Raw genomic sequence first — 22,332 nt, forward strand, 5'->3', positions numbered from 1 at the left:
GGGATCTATCCATGAATCTGCCCACTGTTTACTACACCAGCCATAGCGCAATCAGCGATCCTAAGCATTACCTAGCGCGAGCTAAAGATTGCGGCTCTGATATTCAACGCTTAGTAACCATAGTTCAACAAAACTTGATTCACCCCTACTGGCTTGAGCACTATCAGCTAACCATGCCTTTTCAAACCCGCTTAGACGAATTGCAAACACGGAACGTGGAACAAAAGCTTCGCTGGTTAAGTCATAGCAGCAAGCCAGCACTTCAGCCTAAAGCACCACGGCAGCGAATGATGGGAAATTGCCGAGATTTTAGTTTACTGCTGGTAAGCCTGCTACGCAGCCAAGGGATCGCCGCGCGGGCTCGTTGCGGCTTTGCGCGTTACCTAGGTATCTACCAATTTGAAGACCACTGGATATGCGAATACTGGCACCAATCACAACAGCGCTGGGTGATGGTGGACGCCCAACTAGACCTTATTCAACAAGATATTCTGAATATTCAATTTGACCCGCTCGATGTTCCACAAGAACAGTTCATTTTTGCCGGAAAAGCTTGGCAAGACTGCCGCCTAAATCCTCAGCTCAGCGAGCAACACGGCATTTTGAGTTTTAAGGGTTGGCCGATAATACAGGGCAATGTAATCAGAGACATTTTTGCCCTGAGTAAAATGGAACTATTGGCGTGGGACTGTGGTTGGGGTTTACAAGCGCACTACTTACATCACAGCGTTAAAACCCATGACATTGAATTATTAGATACACTTGCCATGGCCAGCGCGACCTCCAATAGCCAACTAGCCATTGAACTAAGTCAGCACCCTAAGGTGGCTCTACCTAAAAACTGGAACTGGAGAAAGGCTCAAAGCATTAGCAGCTTGCTTGCTGAGCTAACAACCAAGGAACCTCTGCCACTCACCTGAGTGCTTAGGCATACTAGCAGGCTTCGCTCCACTCTAATGCAGTCGACAAACCAAAACGTAAGCTGTCGAATACTAAAAAGTTTGCCTCGCCGAGCTTGTTGTCTACTTGAGCAACTTGAATGTCGCCGTTAAACCCTACCGCACTGAGCTTTTTGGCCAGTTGCTCTGGTGCTTTTTCAAACACGACACTCATAAAAGGCAATAAATCACTGCGCAGCACTCCGTGATGGTTAAATTGCTCAATGGCCGAACTCAACTGGTCACTATCTGTAAACTCGATAACGTCTAAAACTTGTTGCAACAACATGACTAAATAAATTCCATTTTTATCAATAGCTTGATTAAGCAGCATAGATTCTACCTTTTTCCGCGCCTCAGCGTTACCGGGAATAGTCTATTTTTAAATCAAAAGCCCATCAACATGCCACGGAAAAAGGGAGATAAATCAAATTGACAAAAAACATATTTAAGGTATATTCCGCGAGTCTTGAACCATACGAAGCACTGTTAAATGTTTAGCGTTAAAAACAACATTGTTTGGCTAGCAGTATTGCTGGGTGTTACTGCCTGCAATAGCGACAAACCACTAACCGACCAAAACTACACGCTGCACAGTAGTTACTCCATCGAAAACCTGAGTAATTACCCCTTCAGCCTCAGCATTACGCTTAATCAGCAAGTTATGACTCTTGGCGCTAGCCCTTTTAGCGGCACTATCGCCCCCGGCGAACGCCGCAGCTTGCTAGAGTTTGTTGATATTGCTAATGCTACTAACCCGCCTTCAGCTAGCTTTGAGCAACTCACTATTCAAGCTGATTTAGGCGACGGTATGCGCACGGTATACCAACAAGTCACAGACCAAGACTGGCAACATACGATAAGTAGCAATAGCAAAGAAAACTACCTGCTCACGCTGGTCGATGCAGATCTCGCCTTATAAACGGCTACAATAAAGCCGCTTAGGCTGCTGTACCCGCAACAGTAAATTTGCTACCCTGCGCGGCCTTTTTGTCAGTACGAGGCGCCTACCTTGAGTCAATCTATCGCTGGTTTCGACTTTGGAACATCTAACTGTGCCGTAGGCATCATGCAGGACCAACAAGCACAGTTGGTGGCGTTACCCGAACACGGTAACTACATGTCCTCAACCTTATTTGCCCCCCAATCAGAAATGATTTGTGGCTGGCTCTATCAGCAACTAGAGCAGCAAGGCAAAGCCGAGCGTTACAAACAAGCCCGCGTAAACCAATTAAGCGCCAGCTTACGTTCAATCAAAGAACTTAAGTTAGATGGTTACGATGAGCATTTAAGCTTTGGCCAACAAGCACTTAAAGAATATCTTATCGACCCCGCCGATTGTTATTACGTGCGCTCGCCCAAATCATTTTTAGGCGCAAGTGGTATTCGCGAACGTCAACAGCAGCAGTTTGAAGACATTGCCGCCGCTATGATGTGGCACATTGCTGAGCAGGTAAAACAAACCGGCCAAGCTGAGCTAGAAAAAGTGGTGATTGGCCGTCCGGTTAACTTCCAAGGTTTGAACAGCGATCTGAGTAATCAACAAGCCATTTCTATTTTAAACAATGCCGCCAGCTTTGCCGGTTTTAAGCAAGTTGAGTTTTTGTTCGAACCCATGGCGGCCGGACTTAGCTATCAGCAACAGTTAAGCGAAGAAAAACGCGTACTAGTGATTGATATTGGTGGCGGTACCAGTGACGTATCAATGTTAGTAATGGGACCCGATTATCTCGCTACTCGCGATCATAACAATCTAGTACTGGGTTACAACGGCGAGCGAATTGGTGGTAATGACTTTGATATTGCCCTCAACTTTGAAACCTTAATGCCAAGCCTTGGTGCAAAACTTCACTTGGCCAGTGGCCAACCCATGCCTATTAAACCGTTTTGGGATGCCGCCGCTATTAACGATTTTCCAGCGCAAACTCGCTTTTATGAGAAAGATACCCGCTTGTTATTACAACGCTTACTCAAAGAGCCGCAATTATCGCCCCTTAAAGGTTTACTGCGCCTCAGCGATGAGCGATTAACCTACCAAATGAGTGCATCTGCAGAACAAGCCAAAATAGCCTTAAGCAGCAGTGAACAAAGCGTAGTGGATCTTAGTTATTTAGCAGAACAGCTCGAAGTAACGGTTGAGCAAACAGCTTATCAACAAGCGGCCGAGCGCTTACTTAACAGCATCGCCATGTTAAGTGATGATGTTATTACCCAAGCTGCTTGCCAACCCGATGCGATATTTTTAACCGGTGGTAGTGCTAACTCACCGATGATTAAAAACTTTTTGGCACAACGCTATCAAGCGCCGTTAGTGAGTGGTGATAACTTTGGTAGTGTCACCAGTGGCTTAACCCTGTGGGCTAATCACATTTTTTCTTAAGCCCAATAACTGATAAACCTGCAGGCTAATCGCATACTTGCTTGAGCCTTATAACTCATAAACCTGCGGAGCCAATTCCACGCGGTTTTTGCCTTTTTCTTTAGCAAGATATAAGGCACTATCTGCTCGCGCAACTAACGCCTCTGGGCTCACATCGTAAACCGTAAGCATGGCTAAGCCCATGCTTACGGTTGCCGAAAACTTCACGCTAGCCTCAGCTTCCACCTTAAAACTCGCTAAATGCTCGCGTACTCGATTGGCAATAATCAACGCTTGCTCTTGTAAGGTATTAGGTAGCAACAATAAAAATTCTTCGCCGCCCCAGCGACTTAGATAGTCTCCGTTGCGTAATACTTTTAGGCTTTCGATGGCAAAAATCCGCAGTGCTTCGTCACCCGCCGAATGACCATACTGGTCGTTGATTTGCTTGAAGTTATCAATATCGAGCAATATACAACATAACGGTTGAAGGGAGCGTTTGCTCACTGCATATTCCTCAATCAAGGTTTTACTCATTGAGCGACGATTCATTAAACCAGTGAGGGAATCATGATTAGCCTGAAACTCCAAACGGCGCTGATCTTGATGTTGTTGTGTTACATCCATCATTACCGACTGCACCGCAGGTTTACCATTCCAACTGACTACCGCCTCACTGATGTGTATCCAAGCAGAGGTACCGTCTCGACGGACATTTTCAGTCACTACACTGTTAGTTTCGACTCGGCCTTGAATCAATTGCTCATGTAGCTGAATCGCTTTTTGTTGGTTTTCTTCGGGGATTAACGACAGCAAGCTACTTAGCTTGAGCACCGCTTCCGGGCTGTCGTAACCCAAAATATTTGCCATTGCTTGATTACAATACAGCGGCTCAAAAAAACGATGTACCACAATGCCTTGTAGCGACGACTCTAGTAACAAACGATAACGTTGTTCACTAGCATGTAACTTCTTCTCGGCTTCTATCTGCTGAGAAAAATCCACCAAAGTAATTTGCAAAGCGGGTTGGCCTTGCCACTCGGTAACATGGTCAATGGTGAGCACCGAAAACTGCTCCCCATTTTTTTTGGTGTTTTCAAAGACGCGGATTTTTGGTCTAGCTTTGCCACTGATAACCGATTCATAGGCATTAATCGCCTCTTGCTGATCGTCTTCAGCAATCAGTTCGAGCAGTGAAGGTAGCGCCAGTATTTGCTCAGCGGATTCGTATCCAAACATTTGGGCATAACGGTCGTCAGCAAACAAGGGCACAAAATTACGATGAATCACCATTCCATAATAAGCGCTAATATCACTAACCTTACCCATAAGTACCTACTATTGCTAAGTATCTTTAAAGCGTAGTCAGGCTCTAGCGCTAACTCAAATAAGCGCGCTTAACTATCACTTAATTAATACTACTGTTACATTTAAATACTCTGTGGCGATTCTTTTGGTAAGGACACAAAGTGTTAGCTGTGATCAAAACTGCAATGCTGTTTATTGGTTTAAGTTTCATTCTCCCCCTCAGCGCAGCTGACAACGACACCGAAGCAGCAAAACTCGCCCCTCCCCAACTAAACATGCAGTTAAATGTAGAAGTAGTGGGTATAGAGCAAGCAGCTCTGCAAGCATCGCAAGCACTTAGCGACATTGCTGCTAGCATCGACCAATTAGCGGCAAACCCAGAGATGAGCGAGCAACAACAGCAACAGTTTGAACGGGCGTTTTTAGCCGTTGAACAGCTCAGCACTCAACTAGATACCAGCTTAAAACAACTGCCCAATACGGTGAGCCAAAGCACCAAGCCGGTGATTAAACTGGCCGATGAACTATCTGGCAATATTCAGCGTTGGGTAGTGATTATCTTGGCGGCCTTAGTAGTGATTATTATCGTGGCTTTAGTGGCCATTTATTTTACGGTGCTGGCCCCCACCAGCCGGGCAGTAATTACCGCCACCAGCCAACTCAATCAGCTAGCCAGTAGCTTAAAAGTCACCGCTCAATTAGTAGAACAAACATCGGCTCAAAACCAATCATTACTGCTTCGCTTAGAGCTCCCTAAAACACCGCGTTTTAAACAGCGACACATTAGGCAATAAAAAAGGCCAGCTCACTGGCTGGCCTCGCTTATTCTCTAAGCAACTTACTCTCCCAAGAAGCCACCCGTTTGATGTGACCATAATTGGCTGTAGATACCATCACCTTGAATTAACTCAGCATGAGTACCTTGCTCAACAATTTCACCTTGGTCGAGCACAATTAAGCGATCCATCGCGGCAATGGTAGATAAACGGTGGGCAATCGCTATCACGGTTTTGCCTTCCATCAAATGATTCAAACTGGTTTGAATCGCCGCTTCCACTTCTGAATCCAACGCAGAGGTAGCTTCGTCTAATACCAAAATAGGCGCGTCTTTAAGCAAAACACGGGTAATCGCAATTCGCTGGCGCTGTCCGCCCGAGAGCTTAACTCCACGCTCACCTACGTGTGCATCGTAGCCAGTACGACCATCTTGATCAGTCAAACTTAAAATAAATTCATGCGCCTTGGCCTGTTTGGCAGCGGTAATCATTTGCTCTTCGCTAGCATCAGGTCGCCCATACAAAATATTGTCGCGCACCGAGCGATGCAGCAGCGAAGTATCTTGCGTCACCATGCCGATTTGGGCGCGTAAGCTGTCTTGGGTCACTTCGCTAATGTTTTGATCGTCGATCAAAATAGCGCCGCCCTCTACATCATGAAAACGCAGTAGTAAATTTACAAGGGTGGTTTTACCCGCGCCAGAGCGCCCTACTAAACCAATTTTCTCACCGGCTTTAATGCTCAAATTCAGCTTATCAATCACGCCACTCTCTTCACCATAGTGGAAGCGAATATCTTGATAATGAATACGGCTTTCTGTCACTTTAATCGGTTTAGCATCCGCTTTATCGGTAATGGTTTGTTCGGTGGTTAAGGTGGTCATGCCATCGGCTACCGTACCAATATTTTCGAACAGTGAACTGATTTCCCACATGATCCACTGCGCCATACCGTTAAGGCGCAAGACCAAAGCAATCGCCACTGCAATCGCGCCTACCGATACGTCGCCTAAGGTCCATAAATAAATAGATAAAGCCGAGATACCAAAGGTCAGTAAATAGTTAGATAACTGCACCGAAAAGTTAAGCCCTGTCACCAAACGCATTTGCTTGTGAACAGTAACCAAGAAGCCATTCATGCCCTCTTGAGCATAATCCGCTTCACGCTGGCTATGCGAGAACAGTTTTACCGTAGCAATGTTCGTGTAGCTATCAACGATACGACCACTCATTAAGGAGCGGGCATTGGCCTGTTCAGTAGAGATCCGCTTAAGCCTTGGTACAAACACCAATTGAATCGCAATATAGGCCAACAACCACAACAGCATTGGCCAAATAAGCCTAATATCGGCTTGTGCGACCAGCACCAGCATTGAGAAAAAGTACACTAAGATGTAAACCATCAGGTCTAACAGCTTCATTACGGTTTCACGCACAGCCAAAGACGTTTGCATCACTTTAGTAGCAACTCGACCAGCAAAGTCGTTAGCAAAAAAGCTCACGCTTTGACGCAATAAGTAACGGTGAGCTGACCAGCGAATAGCCATTGGGAAATTGCCCAACAAGGCCTGATGAATCACTAAAGAATCCAACAAAATCAGCAGCGGCATAATAATTAATAAGGTAATCCCCATTAACCACAAGCTACTGGCTTCTTCAGTTAAGAAGGTGGCAGGATCTTTAGTGCCCAGCCAATCAACTAACTGGCCCATAAAGCCAAATAAGGCGACTTCGCAAATAGCAATTAACGCCGAGACAACAGACATCACTAACAGTGGTTTGCCCATACCTGCGCAATAGTGCATACAAAACTGGTATAAACCTTTAGGGGGTTGCTCAGGCTCTTGTTTTGGGAAAGCGACCGTAAGCCGCTCAAAAAAACTAAACATTAAAACATTCCTTGTAATAAATCTCAGGGTTACAACGAATTAACTCGTGATTGTACTGTAGCGCAATTAGTCAGTGATGCGCAGCCTTGCTGACCAATAAGCGACAAATTATTAGCATTGCCAATAAAACGCCCATTGCCACTGAGAAAAAGGTCAAAGAAAGCACTTTGACCTTTATTACATTGCCACCTAGCGATCAATGTCTTCACTATTTAGTGGGGTTTAGCTCGGTTTGAGGAAAGAAGTTTGCCCATACAATCCAAAAGATCCCTGCTTTTAGCGTTTCAACACGCTGCAACTGCTTACCATTTTCTAAATAGCCGGCAAAATCGAGTTGTTTAACGGGCTGTTTGCTGGGGTTGTAAAACACCCCTAAACTTTGCATCTCTTGGTCATAGTTCACCACAATGCTTTGCCCATCAACCACCAGGTTAACCACACCACCTTGGCTTACAACAAACTCTTCGGTGTAGGCAATGTAGTGTTCCCCCACATTAAAAGCCCATACCAAACGCTTGCTAGGTAAGCGTTTATCAACATGCTTAATAGTAGGAAAAACCGGTTTGTCTAAGTTGTGTTGAGCATTAATCGCTAGACCAAAAATAAGCTCAATCATTCGGTCGTATAAAAATACCGCTGGGTTTTCCCAAAAGGTCACTCGCATGCCTTTTTCTTGGTAGTCGTTCACAAATACCAAGCCTTCTGGGTAAGCCTGTTTAAACTTAGCAAAGGGCATTCTAAACGTTGCCACTTGCTGCATTTCGCCGTCAATCCCAGCATTAATATCGCATTCTCTGCGAGCCCAAAGCTGCTGTACGGGTTGGTCGGTATTGGCATCAGCCATTACCAAATTGTTTTCTAACTGCAGCACCGGGCGTAGCGATAAAGCTTGGCCATTAATCTCTGGCACTACCGCCATGCCCAAATTTGTTAAACCACAATAGGTCATAACAACATTAGACTGACCATGTTTTTGGTCACCAACCACATGCGGACGCACCAGCTGCTTATCTGAATGAGCACGTGCTTGTCCGTTATGCTCATAAACAATTACACTTTCATCATCACGATAAAACTGTGCAGCTTGCTCAGGGCTTAAAAATACCGCATTTTCTTGGCGAGCGCGCATCATAATGTCTGGATTAATCGCCCCAGAGAAATACATCACTAAGATAATGGCACTCACCACCAGCATCATTAACAATGAAATGTGACTAGCCAGCAACAGCCACCCTAACCAAGCAACAGCCAAGCTGATTAAGGTATTGCGACTCAAGGTTTTACGCTTGTGCCAGGCCCGCATCGTTTTTTTCCGCGTAGACTTCACCACCCATTGGCCAAAGTCGCCTAATTCCATAAAAATAATGAAGGCGTAATACATCGCCACCGCCAAGCCTGCACCAATCAATACACTAGATAACATATACACCTCAATTCGATAAACTCATTAAACTGCAGCCAGTGTAGGATTTGTGAACAATGAGAAAAATCCACGACATCAAAACCCTTTGTTGCATATAATGGAACAAATCAAGCTTGCAAGGATCGCCAGGTGAATTTAGAAGATATGGATCTATTTGTTCAGTTAGCTAAACACGGTAGTTTTACCAAAGCGGCTGACGCAACAGACATTCCAAAATCAACCATTAGTCGACGCATCACCAACCTAGAGAAACACCTTGGTGTGCAACTGCTGGCCCGTACTACCCGCAAGTTAAGCCTTACCGAAGTGGGTGAAAACTATCTGCAAGGTTGCCAGAGTTTAATCGAGCAAGCTAAGCGTTTAGAGCAAGATACCCAGCAGCAAAACGACGAACCCAGCGGTACCTTAAGCATCTTTATCCCCAATACCCTGTTACGTGTTTTTTGGCCAGTGGTAATAGAGATGATTAACGACTATCCCGAGTTAAAATTTGAAGCGTTTAGCAGCGAAGGACGCCAAGAAGATCAAACCACCACCCGCTACGACATTATGTTTCATGTTGACGAACCCAAAGATTCTTCGCTGATTGCCCGTCGTGTATCCATTGTTGAATACGATTACTATGCAAGCCCTGCCTATATCGCTAAACATGGTTTACTCCAGCAACCCAGCGATGTAGAAAAACATCAGATTATCTTCAATTCTGTATCTCAATCACCGGTTCACTTTTGGCGTTTTGACTACCAAGGCGAGATTGTTCAGCAAGCTATTTCCCCCTTCTTTAGTGTGCAAAATCCCGAACTGGGTTTAGATTTATGCTTGCAAGATAAAGGCATCGCCTTGGTCCCGCATATGTTGTCTAAAGAGTTAGTGCAACAAGGTAAACTAGTAAAAGCTTACGCCCAGCCGCAGCAACTGAGTGGCTACATTTATGCCATTTACCATTCAAGAAAATTCTTGCCAGCCAAGGTGAGGATATTTATCGACAAGCTACAACGTTTTTTAGAAGCGAAGTTTAATTAGTTCATAAATTGGAACAATGCATTGCATCGAGAGGGATTTTTCGCGGCTGACGGTTTGCCTACACTGTGCCCATCTTAACGAGCACATTGCAGGTATTACTTAATGAACATTAAAACCTCTGTTTACGCCCTTATCTTTGCAGGCCTGATTTCCAGCACAGCCCATGCAGCCAACATTCAGCTAAAAGACGGCCGCGCTTTGCAAGGCGACATTGTCTCGCAAAATGCCGAAACATTAGTGTTAGACATGCAAGGCATTGAAGTTAAATTACCCACTGAGCAAGTGGCCAGCATTAATTTTAACGACACCAATAACATCGTTACTCCTGCACCCGTCGCAGAAGAACCGGTTACCTCTCAAGTCTCAAACGAACCAGTAGAAGTACCAGCAGGCACTATTCTTACTATTCGCATGAGCGAAGGCGTGAATACTCGCCAGCACGAAACAGGACAACGTTTTACTGCCACACTAGAGGCTAACTTAATGTCTGGCGACACAATCGTTGCCAAGCGAGGCAGCACCGTTTACGGCGAGCTGAGTGAAGTGAAAAAAGCCGGTCGAATTGCCGGCTCAGCTGACATGAGCATCACCCTAACCAGCATATTGATTGACGACCAAATGCAGAACATTCATACCGACATACTTAGTTCTAGCGGTGCAAATACCGCAGGCGACACAGTTGGTAAAACCGCACGAGCGGCAGCCATTGGTGGCTTAGTAAATGGCAGTAGCGGCGCTAAAAACGGTGCCAAAGTAGGTGTGGGTGCATCAATCATCACCCAAGGCAACGACATTGAGCTGCCAAAAGACAGCTTAATTGAGTTTACATTAGCCGCCCCACTAGTGGGTTAGGCTTCATCAGCAGGTGGTAGCTCAGCCGCCTGCTGTAAAATAAAGGCAGTAGAAGGTTCGGTTTTATCCAACAGTTTTTCAACTTGTTTAATCTGGTCCAATGCTGCCGAGTCTTTACGGTAACTCAAATACACAGGCTGTAACCAAGGTTCAGCTTCTTCAACATTAAACAATTGCTGGCTGTCGATAAAAGGTTCAACCATAGAAGCAGGCAAGTAGCTTGCCCCGCCTTTTTCCAGAATAAAATCTAAAGCAATTCGGCCCGTAGAGGTGCGCAAAAACGGTGGCGGCATTTTGCTGTGTCGAGAGGCATGTTCAGAGCTAAATCGTGTTCCCCAATCAACATACACATAGCTTTTCGCTAACGCCGATAGCTGATTCTGCTGCTGAGTAGAGACCAGCACCAACTCCAAATCTGCCACCTTACTGCAGACCAATTCATCAGACTTTAGCTGATCGAGCCCCACCCCAATATCAAGGGTTCGTTCTACCAACGCTCGATGCATGTGCTCACGGCCTAAACTCTCGGCGCTAAACGCATACCCTTGAAAGGTATCAGTAATCACGCATAAACAATGCTGCAAATAAGCGTCCCACACATTCGGCGTACCCGCTAACGCAAGCTGAATAGCGTGGGCTTTGCTCAACAGTAATTCGGCTTTAGATTGCTCCAAAGTACGCACCATGTTTTCGGCGTAGGCAATTAAACGTTCGCCAGAACTGGTGAGTTTTATGGCGTTACGATCTCGAATAAATAATTGAGTATCAAAAAAACTTTCTAGCTGTTTAATCCGCGCACTCACCGCCGCTTGGGTGATATACAGGTTCTCAGAAGCTCGCCCAAAATGCTTAACTTTGGCCACCTCCAAAAACGTTCGGAATACTTTTACATCCATTCAATAGCCCCTTTCTCGCTAACTCGAGGTTAACAAACAAAATTTGTTCATACGATAAAAACAATTCGTTTTCATCTTGAGCAAATATTCTCTACCTTGCAGCCAAATTACCCACGGCTGTTAAAGCCGCTTCGCTACTTAGTTGGAGTAACCGCAATGATGATCGATTTTCGCTTTGGCAACAAACGTTTCTACGACGATAAACGCTTTAAACACGGGTTTCGTAAATCTGGTGATTTCACTCTACTTGAGTCCGAGTTGCTCAGTTTATATGGCGAAACAATGAGAGCGCTAGATGCGGGAGAAATGATGCCCGAAGGGCAGCAAGAACAGCACTTTTTATTGGTCTATAGTAAGCAACTTGAAGCAGACACCAAACTAGAAAAAATTTGGACTAAATACAAAGACCTAGCCTATTCAAGACGGCGTTTTCATACCTTGAATAGTCGCTCTAAATCTCAGGTAGATAATCTTGAGAATGAAGATGAAACATTTGTCACTGAAGATGGCTAAGCCCATTTATTTAAGCTAATCATAAATTAATAGGATCGAATCATGCGTGTAGCCATTTTATCTCGAGGTGAAAACCTTTACTCCACCCGCCGCTTAAAAGAAGCAGGCGAAGCGCGTGGACACCAAGTAGACATCATTGACACCTTGCATTGCTATATGGATATCACCAGTAGCAAGCCTACGGTACGTTACAACGGCGAAGTACTGCCGCAATATGATGCGGTGATTCCACGCATTGGTTCGTCGATTACCTTTTATGGCACAGCAGTGGTGCGCCAATTTGAAATGATGGGTACTTTTTGTGTCAATGAGTCGGTAGCAATTAGCCGTTCTCGCGACAAACTGCGTTCACTACAGTTGTTGTCTCGCAAAAGTATTGGCTTGCCACGTACCGGTTTTGCCAGCAAACCTGACAAAATTCAGGATCTGATTAAAAATGTTGGCGGAGCTCCGTTAGTCATCAAACTGCTAGAAGGCACTCAAGGCATAGGCGTGGTATTGGCCGAAACCAACAAAGCCGCCGAAAGTGTGATTGAAGCGTTTATGGGCTTAAAAGCTAATATTTTGGTGCAAGAGTTTATTAAAGAAGCCGGTGGGGCCGATATTCGCTGCTTGGTGGTAGGCGGAAAAGTGGTGGCAGCCATGAAACGCCAAGCGGCCGAAGGCGAGTTTCGTTCCAACCTACACCGTGGCGGCGCCGCACAGTTGGTGCGCCTAAGCAAAGAAGAACGCGCCACTGCGATTAATGCTGCTAAGGCCATGGGTTTGAACCTATGTGGTGTAGACATATTGCAATCAAATAACGGCCCAGTGGTGATGGAGGTTAACTCTTCTCCGGGCTTAGAGGGCATTGAAAGCGCCACCGGTAAAGATGTCGCCGCTATGGTATTCGAGTTTATCGAGAAGAACGCCAAGCCCTTTGCCACCAAAACACGCGGCAAAGGGTAGAGATAAGCCATGATTATTGCTGGAACAGAGATTAAGCCAGGTGAGCAAAAGCAACTACAAATTCCGGTGGCCAAGCTCTATACCGACACCGACATTTCTATTCCGGTGCATATCACCCGCGCCAAGCGCGCGGGGCCAACGGTATTTATTAGCGCGGCGGTACATGGTGACGAGCTAAACGGCATTGAAATTATTCGCCGTTTAACTCGCTCATCTAACTTTAAAATTACCAAGGGCTGCTTAATTGCAGTGCCGATGGTTAATATTTATGGGGTGCTAAATCAGAGCCGTTACATGCCCGATAGGCGCGATTTAAATCGCTGCTTTCCAGGCTCAGAAAAAGGCTCTTTAGCCGGTCGACTGGCACATATATTTCTCACCGAGATTGTGGCGCATTGTGACTACGGCATTGATTTACATACGGGCGCGATTCATCGCTCTAATTTGCCGCAAATTAGAGCCAACTTGAAAGACCCAGAAACCCAACAACTGGCGGAAGCTTTTGGCGTGCCAGTATTGCTAAATGCTGATTTACGAGATGGTTCGTTACGAGAAGCGGCGGTAGATAACGACACAAAAATACTGCTTTACGAAGCGGGTGAAGCACTACGCTTTGATGAGCTATCGATACAAAGTGGGGTAAAAGGCATACTAAAAGTTCTGTCGCATTTAGGTATGATTAAAAAGCGCCGCAGCAGTAAAAAAGCGTCGCCATACGTAGCCTATAGCAGTGCTTGGTTACGCGCATCCGCCAGCGGTATTGTGACTGAATATGCACAGCTAGGTGATTTGGTGGATGCCGGTGACATCATGGCCGACATTAACAGCCCTTTTGGCGAGTTAATTAATCAAGTACGCGCAAAACGTTCTGGCATAGTAATAGGTAAGCAGAACATACCCTTGGTGCAAGAGGGTGACGCCATGTACCACTTAGCATTTTTTGGCGCAGAGCAAGATGAAGTCGCCGAACAAATAGAAAATTGGCAAGAGTCGATTAACCCTTCGACCGGCCCTTAACAGAACAAGGTAAAACAATGAGTATTACTACCATTTTCCTGATCGCAGTCGCTTTTACTGCCTTCTTTGTTGCTCAAAGCAAACTTAATCAAGTGGTGCTTAGCTACGGTGAAGAGCGCAATATCGCCAAAACACGGATTCATTACGTCAGCTGGGTATTGCGTAGTGTTTTAGTGCTGCTATTCGTCATGGTTGTTAGCGTGATGAGTGATGTTGGCTTCAACGACTTTGGCATATTTCTCTCTTCTGTATTTGCAGTATTAGGTGTCGCGCTATTTGCCCAGTGGTCTATTTTAAGCAACGTAACTGCCAGTGTTATTGTATTTTTCTTTTTCCCTTACCGAGTCGGTAACCGAGTAAAAATACTCGACGGCGACAACTCTATTGAAGGGCGTTTAGAAGAAATCACCCTGTTCCACGTGATTTTGCTGGCAGACAATGGCGCTAAGCTCACTTTTCCTAATGCCATGGTATTTCAAAAAGCGGTCGTCATTGGCGAACACCAACCCACTAGAGCCGTTGAAAAGAAAACCCCAGCAGCGGCAGAGCCTGAAGAAGATAATAATGGCTAAATTAATCATAGGTAACTTAGAAACTGGCCACCTGCCCGACTTAGGGATTAGTGATTTACAGGTGCGTGTAGACACTGGCGCAAAAACCTCGGCCCTGCATGTAGATAACTTAGAGCGAACCAAAGTAAACGGTAAGCCACATATTAGCTTTGATTTACATCCAGACATTTATAACTTGGATCAGGTGAGCCGTTGCAGTGCGCCAGTATTTGATACGCGGAAAATAAAGTCATCTAATGGCGATGTTGAACAACGTTATGTTATTCAAACTCGATTTCAATTGGGCGAACATGTTTGGCCTATTGAAATAACACTAAGTAACCGTAAAGATATGACTTATCTAATGTTATTAGGCCGTGAAGGCATGGGTGACAATGTGTTGGTCGATCCTTCGAAAAGCTTTTTGGTGAATACCTAAGGGGTACCGCCCATTTGCAGCATCGAGGAATAGATCACTAACCACCAATAAGGACAGCCACAATGACCAGCGAAGCAAAGACAAGCTCCAACCAACAAACCTTTGATGGTCACCATGACGCGGCACTACGCCGCGTTTTGGATGCGCTTGACCAAGAACAACAGCCGGCCGATCTCAGCTTTATTAGCCAATACGACAACGCGATATTAGCTAACCTTATCGAATCACTGCCCGACGGTTACCGCCAACACATTTGGCCGCAATGCAGCGCCGAGCGCTACTGGGACATACTGCACTTAATGCAGTATGAAACGGTTAAGCACCTACTTAGCCAATTTAGCCAACAACAACTCAACGATTTACAGCATTTCGTTAGTGATACCGAAATTGTTGAATTTGCCGATATTCTTCCAGAGTCGATGGTGGATATTTATCTTGAACAACAAGATGAACTCACCGCCGCACAGCTGCAAGACGCATTAAGCTACGACGACGAACAAGTTGGCCGCTATGTAGATACCCACATTTTACGTGCCCGACCAAATTCTACGGTAGAACGCATTAAACAACGTTTAAGCACTCGTAGTAACAAACACGTCGCCATTTATTTGGTGGATGCCAACGGGCAATTTCAGGGTGCCTGCAGCATGACCGATATCAGCAATGCCAGTGACCATACTCGGCTCAGTGAACTCGGCCAAAGCATAGAAGTATTCGACCACCAGCAAATGCTGGCCGATATCGCTTTGTCACTGAACGTTGTGCCGGGGCATGCTTGGCATCCGGTGCAGAGAGACGGAAAAATTATTGGTGCGATTGCGCTATCTAACATTGTGCAATGGCTGCAAGAACGTAGCTTAGATATTGCCATTAGCGATTCCCCTTCTGACGAGGAAGATCTGTTCACCCCTGTGCCCACAGCCGCCAAAATGCGCGCAATTTGGCTTACCACCAACTTAGCCACTGCGTTTTTAGCCTCTTGGGTGATTGGTTTATTTGAAGGCGCTTTGCAGCAATTAGTTGCACTCGCTATTTTAATGCCGGTAGTGGCCAGCATGGGCGGCATTGCTGGTAGCCAAACCTTAGCTGTAGCCCTGCGAGGTATTGCACTAAACCACTTACAACAAAGCAACCTTAAGCTGCTGTTAAACAAAGAGCTGAAAATTGCTGCCTTTAACGGCTTAATGCTGGGTTTGGTGATAGCTGGCGTGGTGAGCTTGTGGTTTCAATCACTGCCATTAGGCATGGTGATTTTTGTCGCCATAGTATTAAACAGTTTGGCAGCCGCAGCTTCGGCCACCATGATTCCTTTTGTACTGAAAAAAATGAAGATTGACCCTGCGGTAGCGGGATCGGTAATACTTACTACAGTGACCGACATTGTAGGCTTTGTCGCCTTCTTAGGCCTCGCTTCACTCTTTTTAATAAGCTAGACAAGGGCTTAAGTCAGCCAATTAAGGATAAACCATGATAAGAACCTGGTTAAGCACCGGCAAAGAAGCGCCTATTCACGGCGATGAGGCACAGATAAATACCTGGTTTGAGAGCACCGATAGCTGCATTTGGATCGACATAGATTTAAGCACCTTTAGCCAAGCCAAAGCGGAACAGTTACTTAAACGTTTTGCTTGCCACCCTTTGGCCATTGTTGATGTTTTTCGCTCTCGTCACCCACCCAAAATCGAGCTATTTGAAGAACAAGTATTCATGCTGTATCGCGGCATTCAAAGCTGCTTAGGCGAGTTACGGTTCGAGCATATGCAACTAGCTATGTTGGTAGGAAAAAACTACCTGATTACACTGCATCAAGGGCAGTCACAAGGTATAGAAAACTTACTCACGCAGAACTTTCACAAGTATCTTCAGCACCCGCTCAGCTTAGCTAGCCGCATTATGCACAGTGCATCAACCTTGTATTTGAATCAGCTATTGGCATTTGAAGATCAACTCAGTGAGCTAGAAGAACAACTTAGCGATCATGGTGACGACCAGTTACTCAGCACTATTACTCGACAAAAGACCGACATATTGCGCTTAAATAGGATCTTTAATTACCACTTAAGCTTAAGCAAAAAGCTACTCAACTTAGAGCAGGAACAAAGCCTAAACGGGATCGCTATCGATCAACCCGTACTGCAAGATTTGCACGAGCGCTTCGAACGTTTGCACAGCCTAAGCAGCATGTATTATGAAATATGCGGCGACCTTGTTGACGGCTACTTATCGATTAGCTCTCATAAGCTAAATAACACCATGCGAGTGTTAACCTTGATTACCGCCATCTTTGTCCCCTTAAGCTTTTTAGCCGGCATTTACGGCATGAATTTCGAGGTAATCCCAGAGCTGCACCACCCCAATGGCTACTTTATCTTAATCGGTGTGATGTTCACTATCGCACTAAGTTTGATTGGGCTATTTAAATGGAAGCGCTGGTTTTAAGCCTATTAGGCAACTATTTGAAACTACTGCGTCTTTATTCAGCACAAAGTGACAAACAAACTCGTGTTCATCATTGCGCCTACTCGGCAATAAATAACAAATTAGTTATTAAGGCAGGTAAACTAGTGTCGTTAATTTCATGCACTTGTATTTACCCGCTTTGGAGATCGTAATGGATTGGATCGCACTACTGGCCGCAGCAACAATAATTGCTAGCTTTATCTTTATCATTTATTTAAGCAATCGGCTCACTAATAAATGGTTTCGTTATGCGCTTAGGTTGCTCGCTGCGCCGTTAGCTCTGATGACGATTGTCATTTACACTCTGGCTTTAGATATGCCGCTTAAGTCATCTGAAAAAGCCGGAGCCTACTTATTATATTTGGCCATAACCCTAGCTGTCGTTTATCTATTTATGCGGCATAGAAAAAAATCAAAGGCGATAGCTGCTCAGCAAGCCTCGTAGAATACGAATTAGCAAACAACGGAATGATAATGAAACGATTAATCTTGGTCACCTCTCCGCCTGCCAGCGGAAAAACCTATATCTCTAAGCAATTAGCCAAAGCACTCAAGCACGTTGTTTACTTAGATAAAGACACGCTTATCGTGTTATCTCATCAAATTTTTAAGCTGGCCAATGTGGAAGTAAACCGCAGTTCAGATTTCTTTGAAGAGCATATTCGCAACTACGAATATCAGGCTACCTTGGCCCTTGCTATGGAGGCATTAGATTACGACGATATCGTTTTAATTAATGCGCCATTTACCCGCGAGATAAGAGACACCGCTTACATCGATGAACTAAAAAAACAGTTGGTAGAGAAAAATGCTCGACTCACCGTGGTGTGGGTAGAAACCGATGTTGATGTAGTGAAACAGCGCATGATTGACCGAAACTCATCAAGAGATACTTGGAAGTTAGAAAACTGGGATGAATACATTAAGGGAGTCGATTCTTCTGTTCCTCACTGTATTGATAACCCAGAAGTGGTGGACGACTTACTGTTATTTAAAAACTCTAATCAGCAGCAGTACCAGCAGTCGATGCAGGACATTCTTAAGATGCTAGAAACCAAATAGCCTTATACGGCTGAGCCTGAAATAATGCTAACTTAATGCGAAAGGCCGGTCTAAAAGACCCGCCTTTTTCTTGTTTAACGCAAATGCTAGTAAGACTAATTCAATGAAGACCTTATAATGCTAGATTCTGTGCTCACTATTCCACTTAGGTTTGATTGAGCGGTTTAGTTAACGCGCAGCTTCTCACTCCCTTCAGCGTAAAGGATTAATGTGATTTCGAAATTACCCCGCTGGGTAGAATATGGTTCATTTGTATTGGCCCTTGTCGCTGGGCTAGTCAATGCAATTGGCTTATTAGGTTTTAAACACCAAGCTATTTCTCATTTATCGGGTACCGCCACACTGATTGGCACTGGTATCGTAAACTCAACACTGTCAGATTTACTGCATTTAAGCTTGGTGGTGGTTAGTTTTCTGGCTGGGTCGGCAATATCGGGATTTTTTCTTCGCAGTGGCTCATTAAAGCTAGGGCGTAACTACAGCGGACTGCTCACGCTAGAAGCGTTTTTCTTGGTCGCCTCGGTGTTTTTGCTATCGCAAGATTCCATGCACGGGCACTACTTAGCCTCGGCCGCCTGTGGTCTACAAAATGCCTTAGCCACTACTTACAGTGGGGCGGTTATTCGCACTACCCACCTTACCGGCATCTTCACCGACTTAGGAATTATGTTTGGCGCAAAACTGCGTGGAGAAGCATTTGATAAACGCAAAGCGATGCTGTTTTTGATCATCATTTCTGGCTTTGTCGCGGGCGGAACGTTAGGAGCCTTATCTTTTAATACCTTACATTTTAAGGCACTGTTTATTCCCGCTAGTATTTGCTTATTACTCGCCGTTTCGTATTCAATTTACAGCGCAAGAGTCAGGCATAACTCTAATAATGCTCGATAGAAAAAGCCTTCACACCCAAGCAATTGTTGATGATTTTGTGGCACCTGTTTGCGATGAGTCGGTGGATATTTTGTATCAAGACCAAGATATCTTGCTAATCAATAAACCCAGCGGTTTACTGAGTTTGTCGGGTAAAAATCCTCTCAACTGGGACTCCGTACATTATCGCTTAGTACATGGCCAAGACGGAATAAGCCCGGCTTTTCCTCAAGCATTATTGCCCCACCGATTAGATTTAGGCACATCGGGCATTATGGTTGTCGGCTTACATGCAGCCGCAGCACAGCACCTTAACAAACAATTTCAAGCACGTAGCATTCGCAAACGTTACCTAGCCATTGTGGAGGGCTGGCTCGAACAGGCGCAAGGGCAGATAAATCTCGCCATCGCTAAAGATAAGCGGCTCTTTCCTAAAGTAAAAATTTGCCTCAGTACTGGTAAAGCAGCTATTAGCCAATACACGGTATTAAAGCGTTTAGAGCACCCGCGCAGAAGCGTAGTACAGTTTGAACCGCTCACAGGGCGCACTCATCAATTACGGATCCACAGCCATGCAATCGGCCACCCTATTCTTGGCTGTGATTTGTATAAGAGTAAAGACAGCCAGCAGCTGTCTACACGTTTGCAATTACACGCTAGCGACTTGTTCTTCGCTCATCCAAGTAGCGGTGACGAAATACATGCAAACAGCCCTAGCCCATTTTAACGAGTTGCTAAACGCCACAGAAATAGAACAAGCGTTAACAACATTCAGCCAGTGTGAGTCGGCTAACTTAGCTCTAAACGTACTTTGTCTAACAAAGACATAGCCAGATCGTTATCGTAATAAGCCGCTTCATTGATAAAAGCGGGATACACGGTTTTGTTCCCTTCATAGCAAATATCTTCGCCAGTAAAGGTTCTAAAAATAGGGTCGCCAGGATTAATCGGCTGGTAGTCATTGTCTTGCACATTACTGTGTACAGTAGCAATACGTTCGCCCTGTTCATCTAGTGGCAGTTTAATGCTGTCGAGATATAAAAAGGCTTCTACAGAGTGAGGGAGTTCAGGTAACTGCTGTTGGTTATGCAAGTCAACAAAATCCAGAATGTGGCCAGTCATGGTTTCCATTTGCTCAAGAATATCTTGGCGCAATACCGATTGCGGCTGTGGGCCCACTTCAATTAATACGCCGCGCCGCCCGCAACTGGCAAGGAATCGATGATTCGCTAAATCGTCTTCTGGTTCATCTAAAAATACCACGGCTTCCGGCATCAGCATTTTTACATAAGCCGCCAGCTGCAGATCAAAAGGAGTTTGATCCAACAAAATTAGCGTTGGCCCCATGTTTGAGGTGGTATTGTGCAAATCAATCACCAAATCCATGTTTGGATTGGCTTTAGGACCAAGCTGTTGATGCAGCACTTTAGCCCGAGATTGTTCGTAATTAGCTAAAGAAAAATCAGCTAAATCGCTGGCGCTAAACTGACGGTTTAAATCGGCATCAATATAGCGTTTGTTTTCGCCATAGGCTTTGGGATTAGCAAATACTGTTTCTACACTCAGGCTAGAACGGGCCAATAATTGCGGATGTTGTTGCCATTTCTTCAGCAGATAAATACCGCTAAATTCGTTTCCGTGGGTACCGCCAACAATGGCGATATTGCTGATTTTAGACAAGCGAGGCATTCCTTTTAAGCGTTGCAAACAGCCTTGAGCTTAAAAGGAAACGCGCCCTGACTCAAGCCAAAGCGCGGGCATTGTACTTACTCTTCTTGTTCTTGCTTGCTGATGCGGTAAGCCTTAGGGGTTAGCTCTAAATCTTTCTTAAATACCGCGTACATATATTGCAGTGAAGGATAACCACATAGCTCGGCGATGTCTGAGGTAGATAGCTCGGTATTACGTAGCAAGCTCATGGCTTGTTCAAGCTTGGCGCAGTGGATCTCTTGGTGCACAGAGTGACCAATATCATCCTTAAAACGCTTCTCAAGATTTGAACGTGAGACTTTTACGTAGTCCAGCACTTGCTCTACCTTAATGCCCTTACAAGCGTTATGACGAATAAAGTGCATTGCTTGAATCACATAAGGGTCTTTTAGGGCTTTGTAATCGGTAGATTGACGTTCAATAACCTGCTCAGGGCCGACCAACTCACGTACTTTACGTAACTCTTGTCCCTGTAATTGACGGTGCAGTAGCTTAGCGGCTTGGAAACCAATTTTACGACAGCCCTGCGCCACAGAACTTAAAGAAACACGGCTTAAGTGACGAGTTAAGTCTTCGTCATCAATACCAATAATCGACACTTTATCGGGAACAATAATGCCTAAATGGTCACACACCTGCAGTAAGTGGCGAGCACGTGCATCAGATACCGCCACAATGCCCACCGGTTTTGGCATTGATTGAATCCAATCGGCCAAACGGTTCATGGCGTATTGCCAAGACTCAGGCGTGGTTTCCATGCCACGATAAACGGCACATTCATAACCATCACTAGCAACCAACTGTTGGAAAATCGACTCTCGTTCCATCGCCCAGCGGTTGCCATCATTTGGCGGCATACCGTAGTAAGCAAAGTATTCCAGCCCTTTGGCTTTTAAATGCTCGTAAGCAGAATTAACCAAGGCGCGGTTATCGGTAGCCACGTAAGGAAAATCAGGGTATTGGTCTGGGTTCTCATAAGAGCTGCCCACGGCCACAACGGGTACTCGCAAACCGGTAAGCGCTTGTTCTATTTCAGGGTCATCGAAATCGGCAATAATGCCGTCGCCAACCCAGTGTTGTAGTTTGCTGATCCTGCAGCGAAAATCTTCTTCCAGAAAAATATCCCAATCACACTGCGAAGCCTGCAAGTAGTCACCGATGCCTTTAATAATTTGGCGGTCGTAGACCTTGTTAGCATTAAACAGCAGAGTAATTTTGAAACGTTTAGCAAACATGTGGGGCTCCTAAAGCACGGTGCCTATCTAGATTTAATTTAATATGTAAAAAAATAACCCTAA

General features: G+C 45.2%; 24 protein-coding genes. 17 read left to right on the plus strand and 7 right to left on the minus strand.

All coding sequences use genetic code 11. The features are described from left to right. Window positions 1-11: 11 nt before the first annotated feature. On the plus strand, window positions 12-920 hold the full coding sequence (locus Q4549_RS09865) for a transglutaminase domain-containing protein (protein ID WP_303553227.1): 909 nt from the start codon (window positions 12-14) through the stop codon (window positions 918-920). Between the two features lie 13 nt (window positions 921-933). Here Q4549_RS09865 and Q4549_RS09870 read toward each other — a convergent pair whose 3' ends face one another. Next, window positions 934-1,272, minus strand: a complete 339-nt coding sequence (locus Q4549_RS09870; RefSeq protein WP_303553229.1) for a hypothetical protein — start codon at window positions 1,270-1,272, stop codon at window positions 934-936. 159 nt (window positions 1,273-1,431) lie between these two features. On the opposite strand from Q4549_RS09870, the gene Q4549_RS09875 reads away from it, so the two are divergent. Continuing rightward, entirely contained in the window at window positions 1,432-1,860 is a 429-nt protein-coding gene (locus Q4549_RS09875) for a hypothetical protein (protein WP_303553230.1), read from the plus strand. 90 nt (window positions 1,861-1,950) lie between these two features. Next, window positions 1,951-3,318: a molecular chaperone gene (gene yegD / locus Q4549_RS09880; protein WP_303553231.1), complete on the plus strand. Its 1,368-nt coding sequence runs from the start codon at window positions 1,951-1,953 to the stop codon at window positions 3,316-3,318. Window positions 3,319-3,366: 48 nt separating this feature from the next. Here the strand turns inward: yegD and Q4549_RS09885 are convergent, their stop codons facing one another. After that, window positions 3,367-4,626, minus strand: coding sequence for a sensor domain-containing diguanylate cyclase (locus Q4549_RS09885; RefSeq protein ID WP_303553232.1), 1,260 nt, complete (start codon window positions 4,624-4,626; stop codon window positions 3,367-3,369). Between the two features lie 140 nt (window positions 4,627-4,766). Between Q4549_RS09885 and Q4549_RS09890 the strand changes: the two genes are divergently transcribed. After that, window positions 4,767-5,399, plus strand: coding sequence for a hypothetical protein (locus Q4549_RS09890; RefSeq protein WP_303553235.1), 633 nt, complete (start codon window positions 4,767-4,769; stop codon window positions 5,397-5,399). A gap of 44 nt (window positions 5,400-5,443) precedes the next feature. On the opposite strand, the gene Q4549_RS09895 is transcribed toward Q4549_RS09890, so the two are convergent. Beyond that, window positions 5,444-7,270, minus strand: coding sequence for an ABC transporter ATP-binding protein (locus Q4549_RS09895; RefSeq protein ID WP_303511493.1), 1,827 nt, complete (start codon window positions 7,268-7,270; stop codon window positions 5,444-5,446). A gap of 208 nt (window positions 7,271-7,478) precedes the next feature. After that, window positions 7,479-8,693: a DUF3179 domain-containing (seleno)protein gene (locus tag Q4549_RS09900; RefSeq protein ID WP_303511492.1), complete on the minus strand. Its 1,215-nt coding sequence runs from the start codon at window positions 8,691-8,693 to the stop codon at window positions 7,479-7,481. 129 nt (window positions 8,694-8,822) lie between these two features. Here Q4549_RS09900 and Q4549_RS09905 point away from each other — a divergent pair, with 129 nt between their 5' ends. Together Q4549_RS09905 and Q4549_RS09910 are read left to right on the plus strand one after the other, a co-directional pair. Beyond that, window positions 8,823-9,716, plus strand: a complete 894-nt coding sequence (locus Q4549_RS09905; RefSeq protein ID WP_303511490.1) for a LysR family transcriptional regulator — start codon at window positions 8,823-8,825, stop codon at window positions 9,714-9,716. A 102-nt stretch (window positions 9,717-9,818) separates the two neighbouring features. Further along, on the plus strand, window positions 9,819-10,568 hold the full coding sequence (locus Q4549_RS09910; protein ID WP_303553236.1) for a hypothetical protein: 750 nt from the start codon (window positions 9,819-9,821) through the stop codon (window positions 10,566-10,568). Here the strand turns inward: Q4549_RS09910 and Q4549_RS09915 are convergent. Then, a complete protein-coding gene (locus tag Q4549_RS09915) occupies window positions 10,565-11,464 on the minus strand; it encodes a LysR family transcriptional regulator (RefSeq protein ID WP_303553237.1) in 900 nt (299 codons plus the stop codon). The genes Q4549_RS09910 and Q4549_RS09915 overlap by 4 nt on opposite strands. Window positions 11,465-11,620: 156 nt before the next feature. Here Q4549_RS09915 and maoP point away from each other — a divergent pair, with 156 nt between their 5' ends. The 11 genes from maoP to Q4549_RS09970 all read left to right on the plus strand — a co-directional run bounded on the left by maoP (window position 11,621) and on the right by Q4549_RS09970 (window position 20,051). Further along, entirely contained in the window at window positions 11,621-11,977 is a 357-nt protein-coding gene (gene maoP / locus Q4549_RS09920) for a DUF413 domain-containing protein (protein WP_303553238.1), read from the plus strand. A 42-nt stretch (window positions 11,978-12,019) separates the two neighbouring features. Beyond that, window positions 12,020-12,925, plus strand: coding sequence for a 30S ribosomal protein S6--L-glutamate ligase (rimK, locus tag Q4549_RS09925; RefSeq protein WP_303553239.1), 906 nt, complete (start codon window positions 12,020-12,022; stop codon window positions 12,923-12,925). Window positions 12,926-12,934: 9 nt separating this feature from the next. After that, a complete protein-coding gene (locus Q4549_RS09930; RefSeq protein ID WP_303553240.1) occupies window positions 12,935-13,942 on the plus strand; it encodes a succinylglutamate desuccinylase/aspartoacylase family protein in 1,008 nt (335 codons plus the stop codon). 17 nt (window positions 13,943-13,959) lie between these two features. Then, complete coding sequence (locus tag Q4549_RS09935; RefSeq protein ID WP_303553241.1) at window positions 13,960-14,514, plus strand: mechanosensitive ion channel domain-containing protein; 555 nt, start codon at window positions 13,960-13,962, stop codon at window positions 14,512-14,514. After that, window positions 14,507-14,932 (plus strand): RimK/LysX family protein, encoded by a 426-nt coding sequence (locus tag Q4549_RS09940; RefSeq protein WP_303553243.1) that lies wholly within the window; start codon window positions 14,507-14,509, stop codon window positions 14,930-14,932. The genes Q4549_RS09935 and Q4549_RS09940 overlap by 8 nt, the downstream gene beginning before the upstream one ends. Before the next feature lie 62 nt (window positions 14,933-14,994). After that, window positions 14,995-16,365: a magnesium transporter gene (locus Q4549_RS09945; RefSeq protein WP_303553245.1), complete on the plus strand. Its 1,371-nt coding sequence runs from the start codon at window positions 14,995-14,997 to the stop codon at window positions 16,363-16,365. 34 nt (window positions 16,366-16,399) lie between these two features. Beyond that, complete coding sequence (locus tag Q4549_RS09950) at window positions 16,400-17,371, plus strand: magnesium transporter CorA family protein (RefSeq protein WP_303553246.1); 972 nt, start codon at window positions 16,400-16,402, stop codon at window positions 17,369-17,371. Between the two features lie 172 nt (window positions 17,372-17,543). Beyond that, entirely contained in the window at window positions 17,544-17,837 is a 294-nt protein-coding gene (locus Q4549_RS09955) for a hypothetical protein (protein WP_303553247.1), read from the plus strand. A 29-nt stretch (window positions 17,838-17,866) separates the two neighbouring features. Continuing rightward, a complete protein-coding gene (locus tag Q4549_RS09960; RefSeq protein ID WP_303553248.1) occupies window positions 17,867-18,454 on the plus strand; it encodes an AAA family ATPase in 588 nt (195 codons plus the stop codon). A gap of 210 nt (window positions 18,455-18,664) precedes the next feature. After that, window positions 18,665-19,345: a YoaK family protein gene (locus Q4549_RS09965; RefSeq protein ID WP_303511471.1), complete on the plus strand. Its 681-nt coding sequence runs from the start codon at window positions 18,665-18,667 to the stop codon at window positions 19,343-19,345. Beyond that, window positions 19,335-20,051 (plus strand): RluA family pseudouridine synthase, encoded by a 717-nt coding sequence (locus Q4549_RS09970; protein ID WP_303553249.1) that lies wholly within the window; start codon window positions 19,335-19,337, stop codon window positions 20,049-20,051. The genes Q4549_RS09965 and Q4549_RS09970 overlap by 11 nt, the downstream gene beginning before the upstream one ends. Before the next feature lie 62 nt (window positions 20,052-20,113). Here Q4549_RS09970 and Q4549_RS09975 read toward each other — a convergent pair whose 3' ends face one another. Then, window positions 20,114-21,004, minus strand: a complete 891-nt coding sequence (locus Q4549_RS09975; protein ID WP_303553250.1) for an aspartoacylase — start codon at window positions 21,002-21,004, stop codon at window positions 20,114-20,116. Window positions 21,005-21,090: 86 nt separating this feature from the next. Then, window positions 21,091-22,269 carry a DNA-binding transcriptional regulator gene (locus Q4549_RS09980; RefSeq protein WP_137674086.1) on the minus strand — a complete coding sequence of 393 codons (1,179 nt, stop codon included), beginning with the start codon at window positions 22,267-22,269 and terminating at the stop codon, window positions 21,091-21,093. Window positions 22,270-22,332: the final 63 nt, after the last annotated feature.

The sequence above is a fragment of the Agarivorans sp. 2_MG-2023 genome, assembly GCF_030548085.1.
GTDB lineage: Bacteria > Pseudomonadota > Gammaproteobacteria > Enterobacterales > Celerinatantimonadaceae > Agarivorans.